This is a genomic window from Streptomyces sp. NPDC050842, assembly GCF_044456565.1.
Lineage (GTDB): Bacteria > Actinomycetota > Actinomycetes > Streptomycetales > Streptomycetaceae > Streptomyces.
The window spans coordinates 354,851-375,664 of record NZ_JBITGA010000008.1; the positions used below are offsets into that span (position 1 = coordinate 354,851).

Consider the following 20,814-nt stretch of genomic DNA (forward strand, 5'->3'; position numbering starts at 1 on the left):
TCTTCTCCCGGATCGCTCCCATCGGAGAGTGTTCGAACCGGCCACCGTGCCGCCCCCCACGAGGCGCGGTGGCCGCCTAAGGTGAACCCATGGCGACGACATACGCGGCCCTGCTGCGCGGCATCAACGTGAGCGGACACCGCAAGGTCCCCATGGCGGAGCTCCGTTCCGTCCTCGAAGGCCTCGGCCACCGGGACGTCCGCACGTACCTCCAGAGCGGGAACGCCGTCTTCACCACGGACTCGCCCGCCTCCGAGGACGAACTCACCGCCGAGCTGGAGGACGCGATCGAGCGCCGCTTCGGCTTCCGTGTCGACTGCCTCGTCCGCGACGGCGACTACCTCGCGGCCGTCGTCGAGGCCTGCCCCTTCCCGGCCGCCGAGCTCGAGGGCAAGCAGCTCCACGCCATCTACTACTCCGGCCCCGTCGAGCCCGGACGCTTCGCCGCGATCGACCGGGAGACGTACCTGCCGGAGGACTTCGCCCTCGGCGACCGCGTGCTCTACCTCTACGTCCCCGAGGGCCTCGGCCGGTCGAAGCTGGGGGACGTCGTCTCCCGCCCCGCCGTCGTCAAGGGGCTCGTGGCCACGGCCCGGAACTGGAACACGGTGGTCAAGCTCGTCGAGATGACCCACGAGGCCTGAGCGCCGAGTGGCCCACTCCGCCCACTGCGGATTGGCCCAGGGTGACGGGCCACCCGCTGGCTAGATTCGGACACATGACGAGCACCGCGACCGCCACCGAGCCCCGCACCACCGTCGACGTCTACTTCGACCCCGCCTGCCCCTTCGCCTGGATCACCTCCCGCTGGATGCTGGAGGTCGAACGCCACCGGCCCGTCGACCTCCGCTTCAAGGTCATGAGCCTGTACTTCCACAACGAGGGCAACACCCTGCCCGACTGGTACCGCGAGCTCGTCGACGCCTCGATCGGCCCGGTGCGCGTCGCGGCGGCCGCCGCCGAGCAGCACGGCGAGGAGATCCTGCGCCCGCTCTACACCGCGTACGGGATCCGCATCCACGAGAAGAAGCAAAGGGACTTCGACACGGTCGTCGCCGAATCCCTCACCGAACTCGGCCTCCCCGCCGCACTCGCCGCGGCCGCCCACGACCCGGCCCACGACGACGCCGTCCGCCGCAGCCACGACGCGGGCAAGGACCCCGCCGCTGACGCGTACGTCGGTACGCCGACGATCCACGTCGACGGCACGGTCTGGTTCGGCCCGGTCCTCCGCGCGATCCCGCGCGGCGAGAAGGCCGCCGAACTCTTCGACCACGTCCGCGCCCTGGCCGCCCACCCCGACCTCTTCGAACTGAAGAGGACCCGCGCGGGCGGTCTCGACTTCGACTGACGAGTTCGGCTAGCCGACGGCCGCGGCCACACGCTCCGACGCCCGCACCGCGCCGTCGTAGCGCTCCACCAGGAGGGCGGCCAGTTCGGGGGAGGGGCCGAGGACGTCCGCCAGGACGTCCGCTTCGGCCGCGCCGGCGGCGATCCGGTCCGGGAGCCTGCCCGGGGCGATCACGTACGGGGCGACGGCCACCCGCCGGACGCCCGGGTCGGTACGGAGGGCCCGGACGGCTTCCTCCGTACGGGGGAGAGATGCGGAGGCGAACGCGGGCCGCACGGAGCACCAACCGGTGCGCCGCAGCTCCCGCGCCGTTTCTGCGATCACCGCGATCGCCTCCGGGTCCGTGGAGCCCGCCGAGGCCAGGACGACCCCGGTCGAGCTCTTGTCGCCGGGCGTGAGCCCGGCCTCGTACAGCCGCCGTTCCACCGCCGCGATCAGCAGCGGCGACGGTCCGAGGACCTCCGCCTGCCGGATCCGCAGGGAGCGGGGCGCCTGCCGCAGGACGGCGGGGATGTCGGCCTTCGCGTGGAAGGCCCGGGTGAGCAGCAGCGGTAGCGCCACCACGTCCCGTACCCCGTCGGCGGCGAGCCGGTCGAGGACCCCCGTCACCGACGGCAGGTTGAAGTCCAGGAACGCCGTCTCCACGCGCAGCCCCGGCCGCAGCGCGCCGGCCCGGCGCACGAGCGCCTGGACGGTCGCCGCGTGCCGCGGGTCGCGGCTGCCGTGGGCGATGACGAAAAGGACAGGCGCGTAGCGCTTCCCTGCAAGGGTGGTGGGCGACGGGAGGGATGGCCTGTACACGGTGCGGCTCAGCCCTTCGTGAGCAGGCCGCGGCGGCGCAGCACCGCACGCTCCAGCGGGCTGAAGATCAGCAGGTCGATGGCGATGCCGACGACCAGGATCAGGATGATCGCCAGGAAGATGCCGGCCATGTCGATGTTGTTGCGGCCGTTCTCCAGGAGCTGGCCGAGGCCGAGCCCGAGCTCGGGGGAGGAGGCGATGATCTCGGCGGCCATCAGCGAACGCCACGAGAACGCCCAGCCCTGCTTGAGCCCGGCGAGGTAGCCCGGCAGCGCGGCGGGCATCACGATGAACCAGGCGCCCTTGAGCCCCGACGCGCCGAGCGTCTGGCCGGCCCGCAGGTACAGCGGCGGGACCTGGTCGACGCCCGCGACGAGGCCGTTGGCGATCGACGGGACGGCGCCGAGCAGGATCACCGCGAACATCATGCTGTCGTTCAGGCCGAGCCAGAGCACGGCCGGGGCCACCCAGGCCACCGAGGGCAGCGACTGGAGACCGGAGAGGATCGGGCCGATCGCCGCGCGCACGAACCGCACCCGGGAGACCAGCAGACCCAGCGGGGTGCCGATGGCGAGCGCCATGAGGAAGCCGAGCAGGGCCCGGGACACGCTGGTCCACAGGACTTCGAGGAGCGTGCCCTCCAGCCACATGGTGGTCAGGCTGTCCCACACCGCGGACGGGGCGGGGAGCTTGTACTCGTCGGTGACCTTCCCCCAGACCAGCAGCTGCCACACGACCAGGATCAGCGCGACGGCGAGGACCGGCGGGAACACCTTCTTGAGCAGGACCTCACGGACCGGGGTCCGCCGGATCTGCACGCTGTCCAGGGCGTCCAGGCCGGCCTCCAGGCCGGCGATGTCGTCGGCCTTCTGTGTCTTCGGCGTCTTTGGAGTGGTGTCAGTGCTGGCCATGACGGCGGATCTCCCCACGCAGGTGCTCGGTGATCTCGAGGGACAGCTCCGCGACGTCGGAGTCCTCGATGCGGCGCGGCTGAGGAATGTCGATCGTCCACTCGTGGGCGATCCGGCCCGGCCGGGACGAGAGGAGGACGACGCGCTCGGCCAGCCGCACGGCCTCGCGGACGTTGTGGGTGACGAAGAGCACCGACACCTTCGTCTCCCGCCAGATCCGGGTCAGCTCGTCGTGCAGCACGTCCCGGGTGATGGCGTCGAGCGCGGCGAACGGCTCGTCCATCAGGAGCAGGTCGCTGTCCTGGGCGAGCGCGCGCGCCAGCGCGACCCGCTGGCGCATGCCGCCGGACAGCTCGTGGACCCGCTTGCCGTACGAGCCGCCGAGCCGGACGAGGTCGAGCAGCCGTTCGGCCTCCGGACGCCGCTCGGTCTTGGGTACCCCGCGCAGCCGCAGGGCCAGTTCGATGTTCTTGCCCGCGGTGAGCCACGGGAAGAGGGCGTGCTCCTGGAACATCAGGGCCGGCCGGCCGCCGGGGGTCTCGATGGACCCCGCGGACGGCCGGTCGAGCCCGGCGACCAGGTTGAGCAGCGTGGACTTGCCGCAGCCCGAGGCGCCCAGGAGGGTGACGAACTCGCCGGGGGCGACGTCGAGCGAGATGTCGTCGAGGACGAGCTGTCCGCCGGCGGGACCGCCGAAGGACTTGGAGACATGCTCGATACGGGCGGCATGGGTCACCGCCGCACGGTCCTCGGCCTTGGCGAGCGTCGCGGTCGTGGCCATGGTCGTCACCTCCTGGTGAAGCTGAACTCGGGCTGCTGCACTGGTGTCTGACGCCTGGTTACTTGACGCCGAGACCGGCGTCGGCGACCTCGGGCTGACCCGCGGCCTTCAGGACCTTGTTGAGCGGCTTCAGGTCGTAGATGCCGGCGAGCTCGGGCTGCTTCAGGAGACCGGCCTTCACCGCGTGGTCGGCCTGGGACTGGAGCGTGGCCGCCAGCGGGTCGTTGGTGAACTGGATGGACGGCCACGCGGCGTCGATGACCTTCGCGCCCAGCGCCTTGCCCGAGAGGGCCTTCAGCTTGGCGTTGGCCGAGGCCTTCGCCTTGTCCGGGTTCGCGTTGATCCACTCGTTGGTCTTCACCGCGCCGCGCAGGAAGGCCTCGACGACGTCCGGGTGGGCCTTGAGGAACTTCTGCGACACGATGATGTTCGTGATGACGAACTTCTTGTCCGGCCACAGGTCGGACTCGTCGAGGAGGACCTTCGCCCCGTCGCTGACCAGCTTCGACGCGGTCGGCTCCGGCACCCAGGCGCCGTCGATGGCGCCGGAGGCGTAGGCGTTCGGGGTCACCTTGTTGTCCGTGCGGACCACCGAGACGTCGCCCTTGCCGCTCTGGGCGTCGACCTTCCAGCCCTTCTCGGAGATCCAGTTGAGGAAGGCCACGTCCTGGGTGTTGCCGAGCTGAGGCGTGGCGATCTTCTTGCCCTTGAGGTCGTCCAGGGTCTTGATCTTCGCCGGGTTCACCACGAGCTTCACGCCGCCGGAGGCCGAACCGCCGATGATGCGGAGGTTGGAACCCTTGGTCTTGACATAGCCGTTGATCGACGGCGAGGGGCCGATGAAGCCGATGTCGATCGAGTCCGCGTTGAGCGCCTCGATCTCGGACGGACCGGCGTTGAAGGTGGTGGGCACCAGCTTCGTGCCGCCCAACTCCTTCTGGAGGAGGCCCTCCTGGTCACCGACGAGCGCGGTGGCGTGCGTGAGGTTGGGGAAGTACCCGAGCCGTACGGTGTCGGCGGAGAGCTTCGCGCCCTCGGCGGCCACCTTCTTCTCGTCGTTCTTGGCATCGGAGCCGTAGCCGCAGGAGGCGAGCGCGCCGATCAACAGCGGCAGGACGGTGGCGGCGGTGAGGCTGCGGCGCAGGGTGGTACGGGTGGTGGCAGGCACGGGAGTCGGTCCCCTCGATTCAACTTCTGCGAAGTCTGCGTTTATGTCGTTCGGGGTGGAGAAGGTGGAGCCGCGTCGCACCGCTCGCGCGGTGCGTGGAGGTCGGCGCGCAACATCGCGCAACACCTCCCTGGCCCGTGCCGAGGGTGCCGCCGCCCACGCGACCACCCTCTTTGGCGAAGGTGGCGTAGATGTCCTGGAACATCAGAAGTCCCACCCCTCCTCGTCCTCGACGACCGCGACGGCCTTGCTGGTGGCGAAGGACTCGCCCGCCATGCCCGCCGCGAGCGTGGTGCCGTCCGCCGGGTCGATCAGCAGGAAGGAACCGGTACGGCGCGAGTCCGCGTACGCGTCGAGCGCGAGCGGCTCCGCCGTGCGCACGACGACCCGGCCGATGTCGTTGGCGACCAGCTGCCCGGGGTTCGGGTGCTGGGAGAGATCGTCCAGGGTCAGCCGCGAGGGGATCTCCTTGACGATCGCCTTGACCGTGCGGGTCGTGTGCTTGAGCAGCACCCGCTGGCCCACGGCGAGCGGCTGGTCGGCCACGTGGCAGACCGTCGCCTCGATGTCCTGGCTGGTCGCCGGGGCGTCACCGACCGGGGCGAGCAGGTCGCCGCGCGAGATGTCGATGTCGTCGGCGAGCCGGATCGTGACCGACTGCGGGGCCCAGGCGATGTCCACAGACTCGCCGAGCGCGTCGATCCCGCTGATCGTGGACGTCTTCCCCGACGGCAGGACGGTGATCCGCTCGCCGACGCGGAAGGCGCCGGCCGCGATCTGACCGGCGTAGCCCCGGTAGTCGGGGTGCTCGGCGGTCTGCGGCCGGATCACGTACTGGACGGGGAAGCGCGCGTGGCAGGCCGTCAGGTCGTGGCTGACCGGGACGGTCTCCAGGTGCTCCAGGACCGTCGGGCCGCCGTACCAGTCCATGTTCGCGGACGGCTCCACGACGTTGTCGCCGGCGAGCGCCGAGATCGGGATCGCGGTGATCTCCGGGACGCCGAGCTCGGAGGCGTACGTCGTGAACTCCTCGGCGATCGCGGCGAAGACGGGCTCCCGGTAGTCGACCAGGTCCATCTTGTTCACGGCCAGGACCACGTGCGGGACGCGGAGCAGCGCGGCGACGGCGGCGTGCCGGCGGGTCTGCTCGACCACGCCGTTACGGGCGTCGACCAGGACGACGGCCAGCTCGGCGGTGGAGGCGCCGGTGACCATGTTCCGGGTGTACTGCACGTGGCCGGGGGTGTCGGCGAGGATGAAGCGGCGGCGGGCGGTGGCGAAGTAGCGGTAGGCCACGTCGATGGTGATGCCCTGCTCGCGCTCGGCCCGCAGACCGTCGGTGAGGAGCGCCAGGTCGGGCGCCTCCTGACCGCGCTTGAGGGACGCGGCCTCGACGGCCTCCAGCTGGTCGGTGAGGACCGACTTGGAGTCGTGCAGCAGGCGGCCCACCAGGGTCGACTTGCCGTCGTCGACGGAGCCGGCGGTGGCGAAGCGCAGCAGGGTGGTCGCCGAGACGTCGGCGAACTCGGCGAACTGCTCGGTCGTGCTCGTCATGCTAGAAGTACCCTTCGCGCTTGCGGTCTTCCATCGCGGCCTCGGACATCTTGTCGTCGGCGCGGGTCGCGCCCCGCTCGGTGAGGCGGGAGGCGGCGATCTCGGCGATGACGGCGTCGAGCGTGGTGGCGTCGGAGTCGACGGCACCCGTGCAGGACATGTCACCGACGGTGCGGTAGCGGATGAGCCGCGTCTCGACCGTCTCGGTGTCCTTCGGGCCGCCCCACTCGCCGGCGGTCAGCCACATGCCGCTGCGCGCGAAGACCTCGCGCTCATGGGCGAAGTAGATCTCCGGCAGCTCGATGCCCTCGCGGGCGATGTACTGCCACACGTCCAGCTCGGTCCAGTTGGAGAGCGGGAAGACGCGGACGTGCTCGCCGGGCGCGTGGCGGCCGTTGTAGAGCTGCCACAGCTCGGGGCGCTGACGGCGCGGGTCCCACTGGGAGAACTCGTCGCGCAGCGAGAACACCCGCTCCTTGGCGCGGGCCTTCTCCTCGTCGCGGCGGCCGCCGCCGAAGACCGCGTCGAAGCGGTGCTGCTGGATCGCCTCGGTCAGCGGGACGGTCTGCAGCGGGTTGCGGGTGCCGTCCGGGCGCTCGCGGAGCTTGCCCGCGTCGATGTACTCCTGCACGGACGCGACGTGCAGCCGCAGCCCGTGCTCGGCGACGACGCGGTCGCGGTACTCGAGGACCTCGGGGAAGTTGTGCCCCGTGTCGACGTGCAGCAGCGTGAAGGGGACCGGCGCCGGGGCGAAGGCCTTCAGCGCCAGGTGCAGCATGACGATGGAGTCCTTGCCGCCGGAGAAGAGGATCACCGGCCGCTCGAACTCGCCCGCCACCTCGCGGAAGATGTGGACGGCCTCCGACTCCAGGGAGTCGAGGTGCGACAGCGCGAACGGGCTGTCGGTCGCCTCGTGGACGTTGACGACGGTGGTCACAGCAGACCCCTCTCGGTGAGCAGCGCGTGGAGCTGTGCCGCGGACTCCTGCACGGTCTGGTTCTGGGACTCGATCCGGAGATCGGGCGCCTCGGGGGCCTCGTAGGGGTCGTCGACGCCGGTCAGACCGCTGATCTCGCCGGCGGCCTGTTTGGCGTAGAGGCCCTTGACGTCGCGGACCGAGCAGACGTCGACGGGGGTGGCCACGTGCACCTCGACGAAGGCGGTGCCCTCGGCCGCGTGGCGCTTGCGGACCGCCTCGCGGCTGTCGGCGTACGGGGCGATGACCGGCACCAGGACCTGCACGCCGTGCGAGGCGAGCAGTTCGGCGACGAAGCCGATGCGCTGCACGTTGGTGTGCCGGTCCTCGCGGGTGAAGCCGAGGCCCGCGGAGAGGAACTCGCGGATCTCGTCGCCGTCGAGGATCTCGACGCGGTGGCCTTCCTCGCGGAGGCGGCCGGCCAGCTCGTACGCGATGGTGGTCTTTCCGGCGCTCGGCAGGCCGGTGAGCCATGTGGTGGCACCGGTCACGTGGGTCTCCTGGGAGGTGTGGGAGGTCTGAGGGGTGGGGGTCATCAGCCGTGCAGCCCGCACTCGGTCTTGGCGCGGCCCGCCCAGCGTCCGGCGCGGGCGTCCTCGCCCTCCAGGACGCGGCGGGTGCAGGGGGCGCAGCCGACGGAGGCGTAACCGTCCATCAGGAGCGGGTTGGTGAGGACACCGTGCTCCATGACGTACGCGTCGACGTCGTCCTGCGTCCAGCGGGCGATGGGGGAGACCTTGACCTTGCGCCGCTTCTCGTCCCAGCCGACGACCGGGGTGTTCGCCCGGGTCGGGGACTCGTCGCGGCGCAGGCCGGTGGCCCATGCGCTGTACGCGGTCAGGCCCTCCTCCAGCGGCTTGACCTTGCGCAGCGCGCAGCACAGGTCGGGGTCGCGGTCGTGCAGCTTCGCGCCGTACTCGGCGTCCTGCTCGGCCACGGTCTGACGCGGCGTCAGGGTGATGACGTTGACGTCCATGACGGCGTCGACGGCGTCCCGCGTGCCGATGGTCTCCTCGAAGTGGTAGCCCGTGTCGAGGAAGACGACGTCCACGCCGGGCCGGACCCGCGAGGCGAGGTGCGCGACGACCGCGTCCTCCATGGAGGACGTGACGCAGAACCGCGCGCCGAAGGTGTCCACGGCCCACCGGAGGATCTCCAGCGGCGAGGCGTCCTCCAGGTCGCGGCCGGCCTGCTCGGCGAGTGCCTTGAGGTCGGCCGCGGTGAGGTCCTGCTGGTCCTGAGTGACCGTCATATCTGTTCCCTCCCAGGGGTGGTGCCCGAAGTGCCCGGGGCGAGCAGCCCCAGGAACTTCAACTGGAAGGCTCGGCTGCACGTGGCGCATTCCCAGGCGCCGTGACCCTGCTCGTTCGGACGCAGGTCCTCGTCCCCGCAGTAGGGGCAGTGGAACGGTGCCGCGCGCTCGCTCATGACAGCGACTCCTCGGAGGCGCGGGCCGTCCAGGTCGCGAAGCGCTCGCCGTCCTCGCGCTCCGCCTGGAAGCGCTTGAGGACCCGCTCCACGTAGTCGGGGAGCCCGGCGGCGGTGACCTTGAGGCCGCGGACCTTGCGGCCGAAGCCGGCCTCCAGGCCGAGCGCGCCGCCCAGGTGCACCTGGTAGCCCTCGACGCGGTTGCCGTCGTCGTCCAGGACCAGCTGGCCCTTGAGGCCGATGTCCGCGACCTGGATGCGGGCGCAGGCGTTCGGGCAGCCGTTGATGTTGATGGTGAGCGGCTCGTCGAACTCCGGGATCCGGCGCTCCAGTTCGTCGATGAGCGAGGAGCCGCGGCCCTTCGTCTCGACGATCGCGAGCTTGCAGAACTCGATCCCGGTGCAGGCCATCGTGCCGCGCCGGAACGGCGAGGGGGTGACCCGCAGGTCGAGCGACTCCAGCGCGGAGACGATCCCGTCGACCTGCGACTCCTCGATGTCGAGGACGAGCATCTTCTGCTCGGCGGTGGTGCGGACCCGGCCCGAACCGTGCGCCTCGGCGATCTCGGCGATCTTCGTCAGGGTGGCGCCGTCGACCCGGCCGACGCGCGGCGCGAAACCGACGTAGAACCGGCCGTCGTTCTGCCGGTGCACGCCGACGTGGTCACGCCACTGGCCGGCGGGCTGCTCGGGGGCGGGGCCGTCGCTGAGCTTGCGCTTCAGGTACTCGTCCTCCAGGACCTGGCGGAACTTCTCCGGGCCCCAGTCGGCGACGAGGAACTTCAGCCGGGCGCGGTTGCGCAGCCGGCGGTAGCCGTAGTCGCGGAAGATCGAGATGACGCCCTCGTACACGTCCGGGACCTCGTCGAGCGAGACCCAGGTGCCGAGCCGGACGCCGAGCTTCGGGTTGGTCGACAGACCGCCGCCGACCCACACGTCGAAGCCGGGGCCGTGCTCCGGGTGACGCACGCCGACGAACGCGATGTCGTTGATCTCGTGCGCCACGTCGAGCAGCGGCGAGCCGGAGATCGCGGACTTGAACTTGCGGGGCAGGTTGGAGAAGTCCTTGTTGCCCACGATCCGGCGGTAGATCTCGTCGATGGCGGGCGTGCCGTCGATGATCTCGTCCTCGGCGATCCCGGCCACCGGCGAGCCGAGGACGACACGCGGGGTGTCGCCGCATGCCTCGGTGGTCGACAGGCCGACCGCCTCCAGGCGGTTCCAGATCTCGGGGACGTCCTCGATGCGGATCCAGTGGTACTGGACGTTCTGCCGGTCGGTGATGTCGGCCGTGCCGCGCGCGAACTCCTCGGAGATCTCGCCGATCACCCGGAGCTGCTGCGTGGTCAGCCGGCCGCCGTCGATGCGGACCCGGAGCATGAAGTACTCGTCGTCCAGCTCCTCCGGCTCCAGGACACCCGTCTTGGTACCGTCCAGACCCTGCTTGCGCTGGGTGTAGAGGCCCCACCAGCGCATGCGTCCGCGCAGGTCGTTGGGGTCGATGGAGTCGAATCCGCGCTTCGAGTAGACCGTCTCAATGCGTGTCCGCACATTGAGACCGTCGTCGTCCTTCTTGAACTGCTCATTGCCGTTCAGCGGGGTGAAGTGCCCCACGGCCCACTGACCCTCGCCACGGTGGCGCCCGGTCTTGCGGCGGGCGGCGGCGGGTGTGGGGTTTTCCGGGGTGGCGGCCATGGCGTTTGTCCTTCGGGACTGCGAGAGGGCGGCTCTGACCTGCACACTCGCGCTGAGGTCAGAGGGTGGCGCGTCAGTGCGCAGCAGGGTCGGGCAGAGGAGATATCGCGGCGGTGCTGGTGGTCTCAGCGCGCCGGACAGATGGCGCTGGACATGCGGCCGAGGTCGACGTGCCGCCGACTCACCAAGGCAGTTCCAGTTCCAGACATGACGGAAGCGTGTCACGGGACTTTGGACCCAGTCCAGCATCGTCCACAATTTGGACATTGGTGTCTCGCTGTGCGAGATGCTGTGGTGCAGGTCACGAAAAAGGGGCCCGCTCGGGGCCCCTTCTCACGTGGTCGGTGCGTGTCTCGTGCGCTCAGGCGTGGGCGCCGGGCCACGGGCCGGGGGTCTCCGACTCCTCGACCTCCTCCACCTTCGTGTCGAAGAGCCGGAAGCCGCGCCGCTCGTAGTTGTCCATCGCGTGCGGGCCGTCGAGCGAGCAGGTGTGCAGCCACACGCGCTTCGTGGCCTCTCGCTCGGGCCACCGCTCGGCCAGGTCCCAGGCGCGCCGCACGCCCTCGGAGAGGAGGTGGCCGCCGATACGGCGCCCCCGGAAGGCGGGGATCAGGCCGAAGTAGATGATCTCCACGACGCCGTCGGGCTGGGGGTCGAGCTCCACGTACCCGGCGGGCGTCCCCCGGTCGTACGCCACCCAGATCTCGGCCCCCGGCTTCTCCACGATCTCCTGCCACTCCTTGTACGTGAGCGCCAGGCGGTCGTTCCAGCGGATGTCGCCACCGACCGCCGTGTAGAGGAAGCGGCTGAACTCCGCCGAGGGCACCTCGGCCCGGGCGATCGTGATGTCGTCGCCCTCCGGGACGCGGGCGGGGCGGAGGTCGGACGGCGAGGTCTGTTCGAGGGACCAGGTGGTGAGCGTGATGTGCATGGAACCATCGCATCACGAGCCCCTGTGGTGAGGCGACCGGGGTGGCCGCCCTCCGCGCTCCGGTGGCCGGTGGCCGATGTTCCGTGGGCAGGGTGTCCAAGGGGTGGGACGACCGAACGCCGGACCCGAACGCTGGCCCCAGACGCTGGCCCCGGACGCCGGCCCCGGATGCCGGCCCCGGACGCCGGACCCGAGCGCCCTACGCCGAGCGCCTACGCGTCCCCGACCGTGCGCGCCGCCGTCACCGCCGGGGCCGTCGAGTGCGGCAGCAGGTCCGCCGGACGTTCCGGGCGGAGGATCTCCACCGCGACCTCCTCCCGGAAGCGGTACGGGCGGTGCGCCAGGACCCCCGCCAGGTTCCGGCGTACCCGGGACATCTCCGCCCGTACGGTCACCGTCCTCGTACGGTCCCCGAAGACGTCGTCCGCCAGCTCCGCCGCCGTGCGTCCGTCGCGGTGCAGCGCCAGGACATAGAGGAGCTCCGCGTGCCGGGGGCTGAGCTCCAGCTGCCAGCTGCCCGCCTCCCCCGAGACGGCCACCGTCCACCGGCGCGGCCTGCTCAGGTCGAGGACCACCCGGCTCGCCGCGGCCGCGCCGGGGTCCACCGGCCGGGTCTCCTCCTCGACCCGCAGCAGCCAGCCGCCGGGCAGCGGTTCCACCGCGCACACGCCGAGGGAGGGCAGCCACACCCGGCCGGCACGGAAGGACTTGGGCAGGGGGATCCGGTCCACCGGGGCGAGACCGGTCACCGCGGCGGTCCAGCCGTGGACGTCGACCGCCACGGCGCGCCCTCCCACCCGGCACAGGATCGGCGCGGCCACCGCCCGCAGCCGCTCGACCGACCGCCGGTGCCGCTCCCGCATCTCCGCCTCGGCGAGCTGGGCGACCGAGGCGACCAGCGCCAGCATCGCCGGATGGAAGCTGGACGCCGGACCGCTCACATCGAGGATCCCCAGGAGCCGCTGATCGCGCGGATCGTGCACGGGCGCGGCGGCGCAGGTCCAGTTGTGCAGGGTCTGCACGTAGTGCTCGGCGGAGTGCACCTGCACGGCCCGGCCCATGGCGAGCGCCGTGCCGACCGCGTTCGTCCCGGTCGTGTGCTCGGTCCAGGCCGCGCCCTCCTCCAGGCAGATGCCGTTCGCCTGGCGCAGCACCGCCAGGTTGCCCTGACGCCACAGCACGCGGCCGCTCTCGTCGGTGACCACCATGATCTGGAGGGAGGTGTCGGCGATGCCGGCGAGGCCGCCGCTGAGCGTCTGCATCACCTCGGACAGGAGCGTGCTCCTGCGCCGCTGCTCCAGCTCGTCCCGCTGGAGCAGCACGCTGCTCGTGCCCTGGTCGGGGTCGAGCCCCAGCCGGGCCATCCGCTGCCAGGACGCGTCGATGACCGCGCGGGGCGCGATCGGCGGCGTACGGCCCGCCAGGGTCGCATCACGGACCCGGTGCAGCAGCCGGGCGGCCTGGGCGGCGTCCATGGTGGCAAGCCGCTTCATGTCGAGCTGCGTGTTCTTCATCGGTCTCTCCCAGCCACCCGTGGTGCTGTATCGGTTCTGCACTGGGCAGATGTCCGGAGTGTCGCTGCCCATGGTGCCGTTCGGGGCCGTCCGGCGCGGCCCGGTTCGGGTAATCCTGCAACCCTTTGCAACTCTGGCGACCGACCGGCCCTGTGCACGAGGGTGGTGTGAGCGGTGGGTGGTGCCGTGTCGGCGCAGCACCACCCCCGCTCTCCGCGCGTGCCGACCCTCGCGGGTCCACCCCTGGTACGCGCGGCTCAACACTCCGGCCGACGCGCCCCGTACCGTGACCGCACCGCACCGCACCGCACCGCACCGGCCCGAGCGCGCCGTACCGTGACCGCACCGGCCCGCGCGAGCCGTACGACGCATCAGACCGTCACCCGCGCCCGCTCCACCACCGCCCGCAGGTCCAGCGTGTGCGCCAGCGTCCCGAACGTCGACCCCCCGTCCCCGCCCAGCCGCGACGCGCAGAACGCGTCCGCCACCTCCGGCGGCGCCCACCGCACCAGCAGCGCGCCCTGGAGCACCAGCGCCATCCGCTCCACGAGCCGCCGCGCCCGCGCCTCGACCCCCTCCAGATCGGCCAGTTCGACCAGCAGGTCCCGGATCGCCCGGTCGAGCCGGTGGTCCGCGCCCCGCGCCGCCCCCACCTCCCGCAGGAACGCGTCGAACGACGCGGGCCCGGTCCGCAGCGCCCGCAGCACGTCGAGCGCCTGGACGTTCCCCGAGCCCTCCCAGACCGAGTTGAGCGGCGACTCGCGGAGCAGCCGCGGCAGCCCGGACTCCTCCACGTACCCGTTGCCGCCGAGGCACTCCAGGGCCTCCGCCACCACTGGCGTACACCGCTTCGTCACCCAGTACTTCGCCACCGGAACGGCGATGCGGAGAAAGGCCCGCTCACGCTCGGCGCGGTTGCTGCCGTCGGTTTCACCGGGGGTGTCGGTTGCGGTGGCGCCTTCGACGGCGTCGTAGGCCGCTGCCAGGCGCATCGCGAGGACCGTCGCCGCCTCCGACTCCAGGGCCAGATCGGCGAGCACGTTCCGCATGAGCGGCTTCTCGATCAGCACCCCGCCGAACGCCTCGCGGTACGCGCAGTGGTGCACGGCCTGCGCCACCGCCTGCCGCATCAGCGCCGCCGAGCCGAGCACGCAGTCGAGCCGCGTCGCCGCCACCATGTCGATGACGGACCGGACCCCGCGCCCCTCCTCGCCGATCCGGCGCGCCCAGGTCGTCCCGTCGAACTCCACCTCGGCGGAGGCGTTCGAGCGGTTGCCCAGCTTGTCCTTCAGCCGCTGGATCGCGAACGCGTTGCGCGAGCCGTCCGGGAGGACCCGCGGCAGCAGGAAACAGGTCAGTCCGGCCGGAGCCTGCGCCAGGACCAGGAAGGCGTCCGACATCGGCGCCGAACAGAACCACTTGTGCCCCGTCAGGACGTACTCCCCGTCGGCCGCCAGCGGACGCGCCTCCGTCGTGTTCGCCCGTACGTCGCTGCCGCCCTGCTTCTCCGTCAGCGCCATCCCGAGCAGCGCCCCCGGTTTCTCGGCGACGGGACGCAGCTCCCGCTCGTACACGTGCGCGGTCGCCGCCGGCTCCCACACCGCCGCGAGCTCCGGCTCGGCGCGCAGCGCCGGCACCGACGCGTGCGTCATCGACAGCGGACAGACGTGCCCCGCCTCCGCCTGCGACACCACCAGGAGCCCGGCGGCGCGCCGCACATGACCACCCGGGCGGCCCCACGCGTCCGTGAGGCCGGCCTCCACCGACCGGCCGAGCAGCCGGTGCCAGGCCGGATGGAAGTCGACCTCGTCGATCCGGTTGCCGTACCGGTCGTGGGTCCGCAGCCGCGGCGGGTACGTGTTCGCGAGCTCGCCCCACTCCCTGACCTGCTCCGACCCCGCCGCCCGGCCCAACAGGGCCAGGTCCTCGCGAGCCTCCGCCAGGACCTCGGGCGCGAGGTGCCGCTCGACGGCCTCCGCCAGTGTCCGGTCGCACGTGAAGACGTCGTATCCCACCAGGGGCGGAGCCTGGTTGGTCACGGTGTGGGTGCTCGCTGCCATGCCGATACGGTAAGCAGGTGCAGGCAGCAAGCGAAACACCCGATCGGCCCGAGCGGCGGCCCTGGAGCAGGCTCCACCGCGCGCGCGTCCTCTACCGCAACGTCTCCAAGCGGAAGATGGTCTGGCTCCTTCTCAAGGACACCGTCAATTCGGGCATCGAGTACCGGATCCTCGGCCTCGCCGCCGAGGCCGCGTTCTTCACGCTGCTTTCGCTGCCGCCGCTGCTCCTCGGCATGATCGCCCTCCTCGGCTACGCCGACGACTGGACCAACACCGACACCGTCGCGAGCATCGAGGAGAACATCCTCCGCGCCGCCGGAACGGTCCTCTCCGACCGGGGCGTCCACGACATCGCCAAACCGCTCCTCGACGACGTCACCCAGGGAAAACGGCCCGAACTCGTCTCCCTCGGCTTCGCCATCGCCCTCTGGTCCGGCTCGCGGGCGGTGAACGTCTTCATCGACACCATCACCGTCATGTACGGGCTCGACGGCCACCGAGGCATCGTCAAGACCCGGCTCCTGGCCTTCCTGCTCTACATCGTGGCCCTGATCATCGGCGCCGTCGTCCTGCCGCTCGCGGTCGTCGGACCCGACCGTGTCGTCGAACTGGTGCCCTGGGGTACGGAAGTCGTCGCCGTCCTGTACTGGCCGGCCGTCATCCTGCTCTCCATCGCCTTCCTCACGACGCTCTACCACGTGTCCGTACCCGTCAGATCGCCGTGGATCGAGGACATCCCCGGCGCCCTCGTCGCACTCGGCATGTGGGTCCTCGGCAGCTTCCTGCTGCGGATCTACCTCACCAGCCAGGTCGAGGGACCGACCATCTACGGCTCCCTGGCCGCCCCCATCGCCGTCCTCCTCTGGATCGGCATCTCCGCCTTCGCGGTCCTCGTCGGCGCCGCCGTGAACGCCGCCATCGACCGCGTCTGGCCCTCCGTCGCCACCGCGGCGGCCCGCGAGGCCAACGAGCGGGCCCGGGCCGTCCAGGCCGCCGAGCTGGTCGCCCGCGTCCGCGCCGAGGCGGAGGACGTCGACGAGGACGACCCGGACATGCCCTCCGAGTTCCCGGAGCGCTGGTCGAAGTTCCTGCCCCCGGACGACGTGAAGTCGCGCATCCACTCGGGCTGGGAGAAGGAATGAGGCGGCGAGCCGTCCCGTCGTAGGCTCGAAGGATGTACGAGGAACGCCCGGCCCTGCTGGACGGAGCCGTGCTGTGGACGAGGACGCTGGTCTCGCGTCCGGCAGGCCCCCTGCACCCCCTGCATCCCGTGCTGCCCGACGGCTGCATGGACTTGATCTGGGCCGACGGCAGCCTCCTCGTCGCCGGACCCGACACGCGGGCGTACGTACCGGGGGACCCGGTCACGCGGTACGCGGGCATCCGCTTCGCCCCCGGAGACGCGCCGGCGATCCTCGGCGTACCGGCCCGTGAACTGCGCGACCGGCGGGTCGCCCTCGGCGCGCTCTGGGGCGAGGCCGAGGCGCGACAGCTCGGCGAACGGATCACGGAGGCCCCCGACCCGGCCGCGGCCCTGGAGTCCCTGGCCCTGCGCAGGGCGGCCGACGCCCCCGCCCCGGACCCGCTGCTGCGGGCCGTCGTCGCCCGCCTGGACGCGGGCCGCCCGGTCGCGGAGACCGCCGACGCGGTCGGACTCGGCGCCCGGCAGCTGCACCGCCGCTCCCTGGACGCCTTCGGCTACGGCCCCAAGACGCTCGCCCGGATCCTCCGCCTCCAGCGCGCCCTGGCCCTGGTCAGGGCCGGGCTGCCGTACGCCGAGGCCGCCCTCCGCGCGGGCTGCGCCGACCAGGCCCATCTCGCGCGCGAGACGAGGGCCCTGGCCGGCACGACCCTGAGTGCCTACGAGGCCCGTGCCTACGAGGCGGCCGCCGGCGCGTCCGCGAACAGGGACACGCCGTTGCCGTCCGGGTCGAGGACCACGGCGTAACGCTGCCCCCAGACGGCGTCCCAGGGCTTCAGATGCCCGCCGTGGCCCGCGCCCACGAGCTCCTCGTACACCGCGTCCACGTCCTCGGGCGTACGGCACCGGAAGGCGAGCTCGATCCGGTTCCCGCCCTCGGGGCGCCGCCAGGAGGGATCGAAGGAACGCACGGTCTCCTCCGTGTCCCAGGCGATGCGCAGCCCACCGGGCAGCGCGGCCTCCACGTGCGGGGCGGTCTCGGCCCCGTCCGGGACGTCCAGGCCGAGACGGCGGTAGAAGGCGAGCGAGGCGGCCATGTCCGAGACCACCACGCCGACGAGGTCCAGTCGGGGTGCGATGCGGGGTGCTGTGTCCATGCCTCGCACGCTAGGCGCTGCCGGACGTCCCGGTCTTGAACGAAACAGACGAGTACCCCGACCGGAGAGCCGACCCGAGGGCTACGGTCCGTCCATGAGCACACGTGCGTACGGAAGGACGTCCTGGCCCTGGGCCGCGACGGCCGTCCTGCTGTTCTGGCAGACCTGGTTCCTCTGCCACGTCTACGCCACCGAGCGCTCGGGCGTCCGCTGGACCTGTGACACCGAGGGGTGCGGCACGAACCAGCTCGCGGGCGGGGCGCTCTTCCTCGCGGTTCCCTCGGCCGTGGGCGCCGCCGTGCTCGCGGCCCCCTTCCTGGGGCTCGCCGGGGCCGGGCTCGCCGTGGTGCTCGCCGCCTTCGGGCTCCTCCTCCGCCGGGAGGACGACCACGCGGTCGTCGCCGCGTACGGCCTGGTCGCGCTCGGGGTCGTCCTCGTCGTCACGGGAGCGGCGCGGTCGCTGCGCCGGCGGGGGCTACGTCAGGAACCCGAGGCGGCCGGTCCGGCCGCGGACGGCGGCCGTGTCCCCGGCCGGGCCCTGCTGCGTCAGGTCCTCGCCCCCGGCACGCTCCTCGTGGCCGCGCCGGCCGCCGTCGTGGTCACCGCCTTCGTCCACGGAGCCCTCGACGGGCCGCGCTGGGCCATGATGCTCGGCCTCAACGGCACGGCCGCCCTGCTCTTCACGCTCGGCACCGTGCGACTTCGGCACCGCCCCGGGGTGGCCCAGGACCTCCCCTCCGGGGAAGGGGCCGTCCACGCGCCGGCCAGGCTCCATTCCCTCACCGTCCGTGGCACCGACTTCGTCTTCGACCTGACCGTCCTCCCCGACAGGGGTGCCCCGTACCGCATCGAGGTCGAGCACCCCCTCGACCTCCAGGACGTCCGGCTCCACCGCGCGGCGCTCGTCCGCCACGACCCGCGCCGCCCCTGGCGGGTCGACCTCCCGCAGCACCCGCCGGCCGCCGAACTGGCCCGCGCCCGCGCCGCCGTCCGCACGAACGACCTCCCGACGGCGCCCCGGCTCGGAAACCCGGCCCCCGGCACCCAGGTCCTCCTCGCCGGAACCCTCCTCACGGCCGCGTCGCTGATCCTGCTCGCCCTGGCCTGACGTTCGTCAGGCCGGGGGCAGCGAGAAGCGGAGCAGCCTGCCGGACCGTGGCGTAGAGGTGATCGCCGACGACGTGCGTCGACCAGGCGCCGGACGCGGAACCGGCGCCGCCGGCCGCGTGATGCCAGACCTGCCGGCCGCTCTCGGCGTGGAAGGCGCACAGGCCCTTGTCGCCGGCGGCGAGGAAGAGGCCGCGCAGGGAGCCGAGGAACTCCAGGTCGCCCAGGCCGGACCCGGCCGTCCAGCGTTTCGCGCCGGTCCCGGCGTCGATCCCGTGCAGGACCCTGCCGTCCAGGTAGCAGACGGTCGCGCCGGAGCGCGCGTAGCCGCGGTTCCCGCGGGCGGCGGTCTGCACACTCCTCCTCGCCGGTGTCCGACGGGTAGAGGGCGACGAGGTCCTTGGCCCACACGCGCTCGCCGGACTCCGGGGCGAGAGAGGCGTACCCCCTGGTCGACGCGACCGGGTCCGTCCTCGCGGGGCTGCCCCAGGCGATCAGGGTGCCATCCGCGCGGGCCGCCGCGGGGTCCGCCCTGGCCACCCGCGGGAACCGGCTGGGACCATGCCGAGGGCGCCACCGGCGGGACCGGCGGCGGGACCTGACCCGGCATCGGGGGCGGGACCTGACCGGGCATCTGACCCGGCATCGGGGGCGGGACCTGACCGGGGCTCTGCGCCATGGGTCCCCAGGCCGGGGCGGTCTGTCCGAGGGGTTGGGTGGGACGGCTGTCGCCGAAGGCCCGTCGGGGATCGCTCTGCGGGGTCTCACTCACGTGGCAGCCCTCTCGTCTCGTACGGTTCTCGCCCGCGGACCCTCTCCCGTGGCACTGCAATACCGAGGAAATGCCGCTGATCCACGAGGGCCTTTAAATCGGTGGACCGAGCCGCGGGGCCGGGCTATGGTTCTGCTCGTTCCACGGATCGATCCACGGGTTTCCACGGAACAGCGTCTGTTCGTAGAGAAGAAGCAGGAGGTGAGGACATTGATGACTGTCACGGTGACGGGCACTGCCCGCATTCAGGAGTTCATCGTCCCCACCCCTGTGGTCTCCGGCTGACACTCACTCGACTTCCGCGCGCAGAGCGCGCCGCCGGGGCCACCCTTCGAAGGGTTCCCCTTGTCCCACGCTTCTCTCCACCCGTCTTCTCTCTCCTCCCTCACCGCCTACGGCTGGGACGAGCACTGGGAGGCGGAGTTCGCTCCGTACGCCCGGCAGGGACTCCTCCCCGGCAGGGTCATCCGGGTCGACCGCGGGCAGTGCGACGTCGCCACCCCCGAGGGGGTCGTGCGCGCCGACACGGCGTTCGTGACCCCGCACGACCCGCTCCGCGTCGTCTGCACCGGTGACTGGGCCGCCGTCGACCCCGAGGGCGCCAGCGACCCCCGCTACGTACGGACGCTGCTGCCGCGCCGTACGGCCTTCGCGCGCTCCACCTCCTCCCAGCGGTCCGAGGGCCAGATCCTCGCGGCCAACGTCGACCACGCGGTCATCACCGTCTCGCTCGCCGTCGAGCTGGACCTCGGCCGGATCGAACGCTTCCTCGCCCTGGCCTGGGAGTCCGGCGCGCAGCCGACCGTCGTCCTCAGCAAGGCGGACCTGGTGCCCGACCCCCTCGGGCTGTCCTACCTCGTCGAGGACGTGGAGACCGTCGCGCCCGGCGTGCAGGTCGTGCCCCTCAGCTCCGCCACGGGCGAGGGCCTCGACGTGCTCTCCGCGGTGGTCGCGGGCGGCACGACCGTCCTCCTCGGCGTCTCCGGCGCCGGCAAGTCGACCCTCGCCAACGCGCTCGTCGGCACGGACGTGATGACCGTCCAGGCCGCCCGGGACGTCGACGGCAAGGGCCGCCACACCACGACCACCCGCAACCTCTTCGTCCTGCCGGGCGGGGGCGTCCTCATCGACACCCCCGGGCTGCGCGGGGTCGGGCTCTGGGACGCCGAGACCGGCGTCGGCCAGGTCTTCGCCGAGATCGAGGAGCTGTCGGCGCAGTGCCGCTTCCACGACTGCGCCCACGAGTCGGAGCCCGGCTGCGCGGTGGCGGCGGCGATCGAGGACGGCTCGCTGCCCGTGCGCCGACTGGAGAGCTACCGCAAGCTGCTCCGCGAGAACCAGCGCATCGTGGCCAAGACCGACGCCCGGGTGCGTACCGAGATCCTCAAGGACTGGAAGCGCAAGGGCGCGGAAGGACGCGCGGCCATGGAGGCCAAGCGCGGGCGCGTCCGGTAGGGGCCGTCTTGGC

Annotated in this window: 22 protein-coding genes; 6 read left to right on the forward strand and 16 right to left on the reverse strand. The window is 72.0% G+C overall.

Translation table 11 applies throughout. From position 1 onward, the window contains the following. The first annotated feature begins 89 nt into the window (after window positions 1–89). Window positions 90–644, forward strand: a complete 555-nt coding sequence (locus tag ACIBG6_RS27675) for a DUF1697 domain-containing protein (protein WP_399225326.1) — start codon at window positions 90–92, stop codon at window positions 642–644. 74 nt (window positions 645–718) lie between these two features. Then, window positions 719–1,351: a DsbA family protein gene (locus tag ACIBG6_RS27680; RefSeq protein WP_399225327.1), complete on the forward strand. Its 633-nt coding sequence runs from the start codon at window positions 719–721 to the stop codon at window positions 1,349–1,351. 9 nt (window positions 1,352–1,360) lie between these two features. Here ACIBG6_RS27680 and ACIBG6_RS27685 read toward each other — a convergent pair whose 3' ends face one another. The 14 genes from ACIBG6_RS27685 to ACIBG6_RS27750 form a co-directional block, all read right to left on the reverse strand. After that, on the reverse strand, window positions 1,361–2,152 hold the full coding sequence (locus tag ACIBG6_RS27685) for a sirohydrochlorin chelatase (protein WP_399225328.1): 792 nt from the start codon (window positions 2,150–2,152) through the stop codon (window positions 1,361–1,363). Between the two features lie 8 nt (window positions 2,153–2,160). After that, the gene (locus tag ACIBG6_RS27690; protein ID WP_399225329.1) at window positions 2,161–3,063 is read right to left on the reverse strand and encodes an ABC transporter permease; all 903 of its coding nucleotides are present in this window, start codon (window positions 3,061–3,063) and stop codon (window positions 2,161–2,163) included. Continuing rightward, entirely contained in the window at window positions 3,050–3,844 is a 795-nt protein-coding gene (locus ACIBG6_RS27695) for an ABC transporter ATP-binding protein (protein ID WP_399225330.1), read from the reverse strand. Before ACIBG6_RS27695 ends, ACIBG6_RS27690 begins: the two co-directional genes overlap by 14 nt. Window positions 3,845–3,902: 58 nt before the next feature. Next, the gene (locus ACIBG6_RS27700; RefSeq protein WP_399225331.1) at window positions 3,903–5,012 is read right to left on the reverse strand and encodes an aliphatic sulfonate ABC transporter substrate-binding protein; all 1,110 of its coding nucleotides are present in this window, start codon (window positions 5,010–5,012) and stop codon (window positions 3,903–3,905) included. 204 nt (window positions 5,013–5,216) lie between these two features. Continuing rightward, on the reverse strand, window positions 5,217–6,566 hold the full coding sequence (locus ACIBG6_RS27705) for a sulfate adenylyltransferase subunit 1 (RefSeq protein ID WP_399225332.1): 1,350 nt from the start codon (window positions 6,564–6,566) through the stop codon (window positions 5,217–5,219). Window position 6,567: 1 nt separating this feature from the next. Next, on the reverse strand, window positions 6,568–7,503 hold the full coding sequence (gene cysD, locus ACIBG6_RS27710; protein WP_317600255.1) for a sulfate adenylyltransferase subunit CysD: 936 nt from the start codon (window positions 7,501–7,503) through the stop codon (window positions 6,568–6,570). Next, window positions 7,500–8,078 (reverse strand): adenylyl-sulfate kinase, encoded by a 579-nt coding sequence (gene cysC / locus ACIBG6_RS27715; protein ID WP_399225334.1) that lies wholly within the window; start codon window positions 8,076–8,078, stop codon window positions 7,500–7,502. The genes cysD and cysC overlap by 4 nt, the downstream gene beginning before the upstream one ends. Further along, on the reverse strand, window positions 8,078–8,794 hold the full coding sequence (locus ACIBG6_RS27720) for a phosphoadenylyl-sulfate reductase (RefSeq protein ID WP_399225335.1): 717 nt from the start codon (window positions 8,792–8,794) through the stop codon (window positions 8,078–8,080). The genes cysC and ACIBG6_RS27720 overlap by 1 nt, the downstream gene beginning before the upstream one ends. Beyond that, window positions 8,791–8,970, reverse strand: coding sequence for a hypothetical protein (locus ACIBG6_RS27725; protein ID WP_399225337.1), 180 nt, complete (start codon window positions 8,968–8,970; stop codon window positions 8,791–8,793). The genes ACIBG6_RS27720 and ACIBG6_RS27725 overlap by 4 nt, the downstream gene beginning before the upstream one ends. Beyond that, window positions 8,967–10,664 carry a nitrite/sulfite reductase gene (locus ACIBG6_RS27730; RefSeq protein ID WP_399225338.1) on the reverse strand — a complete coding sequence of 566 codons (1,698 nt, stop codon included), beginning with the start codon at window positions 10,662–10,664 and terminating at the stop codon, window positions 8,967–8,969. The genes ACIBG6_RS27725 and ACIBG6_RS27730 overlap by 4 nt, the downstream gene beginning before the upstream one ends. Before the next feature lie 125 nt (window positions 10,665–10,789). Next, a complete protein-coding gene (locus ACIBG6_RS27735; protein WP_312846743.1) occupies window positions 10,790–10,873 on the reverse strand; it encodes a putative leader peptide in 84 nt (27 codons plus the stop codon). A 152-nt stretch (window positions 10,874–11,025) separates the two neighbouring features. Next, the gene (locus tag ACIBG6_RS27740) at window positions 11,026–11,595 is read right to left on the reverse strand and encodes a GNAT family N-acetyltransferase (protein WP_399225339.1); all 570 of its coding nucleotides are present in this window, start codon (window positions 11,593–11,595) and stop codon (window positions 11,026–11,028) included. A 212-nt stretch (window positions 11,596–11,807) separates the two neighbouring features. Then, window positions 11,808–13,109, reverse strand: a complete 1,302-nt coding sequence (locus ACIBG6_RS27745; protein ID WP_399225340.1) for a GAF domain-containing protein — start codon at window positions 13,107–13,109, stop codon at window positions 11,808–11,810. A gap of 371 nt (window positions 13,110–13,480) precedes the next feature. Continuing rightward, window positions 13,481–15,169 (reverse strand): acyl-CoA dehydrogenase family protein, encoded by a 1,689-nt coding sequence (locus ACIBG6_RS27750; protein WP_399225342.1) that lies wholly within the window; start codon window positions 15,167–15,169, stop codon window positions 13,481–13,483. A 17-nt stretch (window positions 15,170–15,186) separates the two neighbouring features. Between ACIBG6_RS27750 and ACIBG6_RS27755 the strand changes: the two genes are divergently transcribed. Both ACIBG6_RS27755 and ACIBG6_RS27760 read left to right on the forward strand, forming a co-directional pair. After that, entirely contained in the window at window positions 15,187–16,311 is a 1,125-nt protein-coding gene (locus ACIBG6_RS27755; RefSeq protein ID WP_317600266.1) for a YihY/virulence factor BrkB family protein, read from the forward strand. A 32-nt stretch (window positions 16,312–16,343) separates the two neighbouring features. Further along, window positions 16,344–17,117, forward strand: coding sequence for a helix-turn-helix domain-containing protein (locus tag ACIBG6_RS27760; RefSeq protein WP_399225344.1), 774 nt, complete (start codon window positions 16,344–16,346; stop codon window positions 17,115–17,117). On the opposite strand, the gene ACIBG6_RS27765 is transcribed toward ACIBG6_RS27760, so the two are convergent. Continuing rightward, a complete protein-coding gene (locus tag ACIBG6_RS27765; RefSeq protein WP_399225403.1) occupies window positions 17,045–17,449 on the reverse strand; it encodes a VOC family protein in 405 nt (134 codons plus the stop codon). The genes ACIBG6_RS27760 and ACIBG6_RS27765 overlap by 73 nt on opposite strands. A gap of 112 nt (window positions 17,450–17,561) precedes the next feature. Between ACIBG6_RS27765 and ACIBG6_RS27770 the strand changes: the two genes are divergently transcribed. Next, window positions 17,562–18,575, forward strand: coding sequence for a hypothetical protein (locus tag ACIBG6_RS27770; protein WP_399225345.1), 1,014 nt, complete (start codon window positions 17,562–17,564; stop codon window positions 18,573–18,575). On the opposite strand, the gene ACIBG6_RS27775 is transcribed toward ACIBG6_RS27770, so the two are convergent. Then, window positions 18,538–18,930 carry a PQQ-binding-like beta-propeller repeat protein gene (locus ACIBG6_RS27775; RefSeq protein WP_399225346.1) on the reverse strand — a complete coding sequence of 131 codons (393 nt, stop codon included), beginning with the start codon at window positions 18,928–18,930 and terminating at the stop codon, window positions 18,538–18,540. The two genes, ACIBG6_RS27770 and ACIBG6_RS27775, sit on opposite strands and share 38 nt — an antisense overlap. 761 nt (window positions 18,931–19,691) lie before the next feature. Between ACIBG6_RS27775 and rsgA the strand changes: the two genes are divergently transcribed. Beyond that, on the forward strand, window positions 19,692–20,801 hold the full coding sequence (rsgA, locus tag ACIBG6_RS27780) for a ribosome small subunit-dependent GTPase A (protein ID WP_399225347.1): 1,110 nt from the start codon (window positions 19,692–19,694) through the stop codon (window positions 20,799–20,801). The last annotated feature ends 13 nt before the right edge of the window (window positions 20,802–20,814 follow it).

What these genes read in the sequence shown, in the direction of transcription:
- ACIBG6_RS27675 (WP_399225326.1), top strand. Translation starts at nt 90, where the DNA reads ATGGCGACGACATACGCGGCCCTGCTGCGCGGCATCAACGTGAGCGGA.
- ACIBG6_RS27680 (WP_399225327.1), top strand. Translation starts at nt 719, where the DNA reads ATGACGAGCACCGCGACCGCCACCGAGCCCCGCACCACCGTCGACGTC.
- ACIBG6_RS27690 (WP_399225329.1), bottom strand. Translation starts at nt 3,063, where the DNA reads ATGGCCAGCACTGACACCACTCCAAAGACGCCGAAGACACAGAAGGCC.
- ACIBG6_RS27695 (WP_399225330.1), bottom strand. Translation starts at nt 3,844, where the DNA reads ATGGCCACGACCGCGACGCTCGCCAAGGCCGAGGACCGTGCGGCGGTG.
- ACIBG6_RS27705 (WP_399225332.1), bottom strand. Translation starts at nt 6,566, where the DNA reads ATGACGAGCACGACCGAGCAGTTCGCCGAGTTCGCCGACGTCTCGGCG.
- cysC (WP_399225334.1), bottom strand. Translation starts at nt 8,078, where the DNA reads ATGACCCCCACCCCTCAGACCTCCCACACCTCCCAGGAGACCCACGTG.
- ACIBG6_RS27720 (WP_399225335.1), bottom strand. Translation starts at nt 8,794, where the DNA reads ATGACGGTCACTCAGGACCAGCAGGACCTCACCGCGGCCGACCTCAAG.
- ACIBG6_RS27725 (WP_399225337.1), bottom strand. Translation starts at nt 8,970, where the DNA reads ATGAGCGAGCGCGCGGCACCGTTCCACTGCCCCTACTGCGGGGACGAG.
- ACIBG6_RS27730 (WP_399225338.1), bottom strand. Translation starts at nt 10,664, where the DNA reads ATGGCCGCCACCCCGGAAAACCCCACACCCGCCGCCGCCCGCCGCAAG.
- ACIBG6_RS27735 (WP_312846743.1), bottom strand. Translation starts at nt 10,873, where the DNA reads ATGTCTGGAACTGGAACTGCCTTGGTGAGTCGGCGGCACGTCGACCTC.
- ACIBG6_RS27740 (WP_399225339.1), bottom strand. Translation starts at nt 11,595, where the DNA reads ATGCACATCACGCTCACCACCTGGTCCCTCGAACAGACCTCGCCGTCC.
- ACIBG6_RS27745 (WP_399225340.1), bottom strand. Translation starts at nt 13,109, where the DNA reads ATGAAGAACACGCAGCTCGACATGAAGCGGCTTGCCACCATGGACGCC.
- ACIBG6_RS27750 (WP_399225342.1), bottom strand. Translation starts at nt 15,169, where the DNA reads ATGGCAGCGAGCACCCACACCGTGACCAACCAGGCTCCGCCCCTGGTG.
- ACIBG6_RS27760 (WP_399225344.1), top strand. Translation starts at nt 16,344, where the DNA reads ATGTACGAGGAACGCCCGGCCCTGCTGGACGGAGCCGTGCTGTGGACG.
- ACIBG6_RS27770 (WP_399225345.1), top strand. Translation starts at nt 17,562, where the DNA reads ATGAGCACACGTGCGTACGGAAGGACGTCCTGGCCCTGGGCCGCGACG.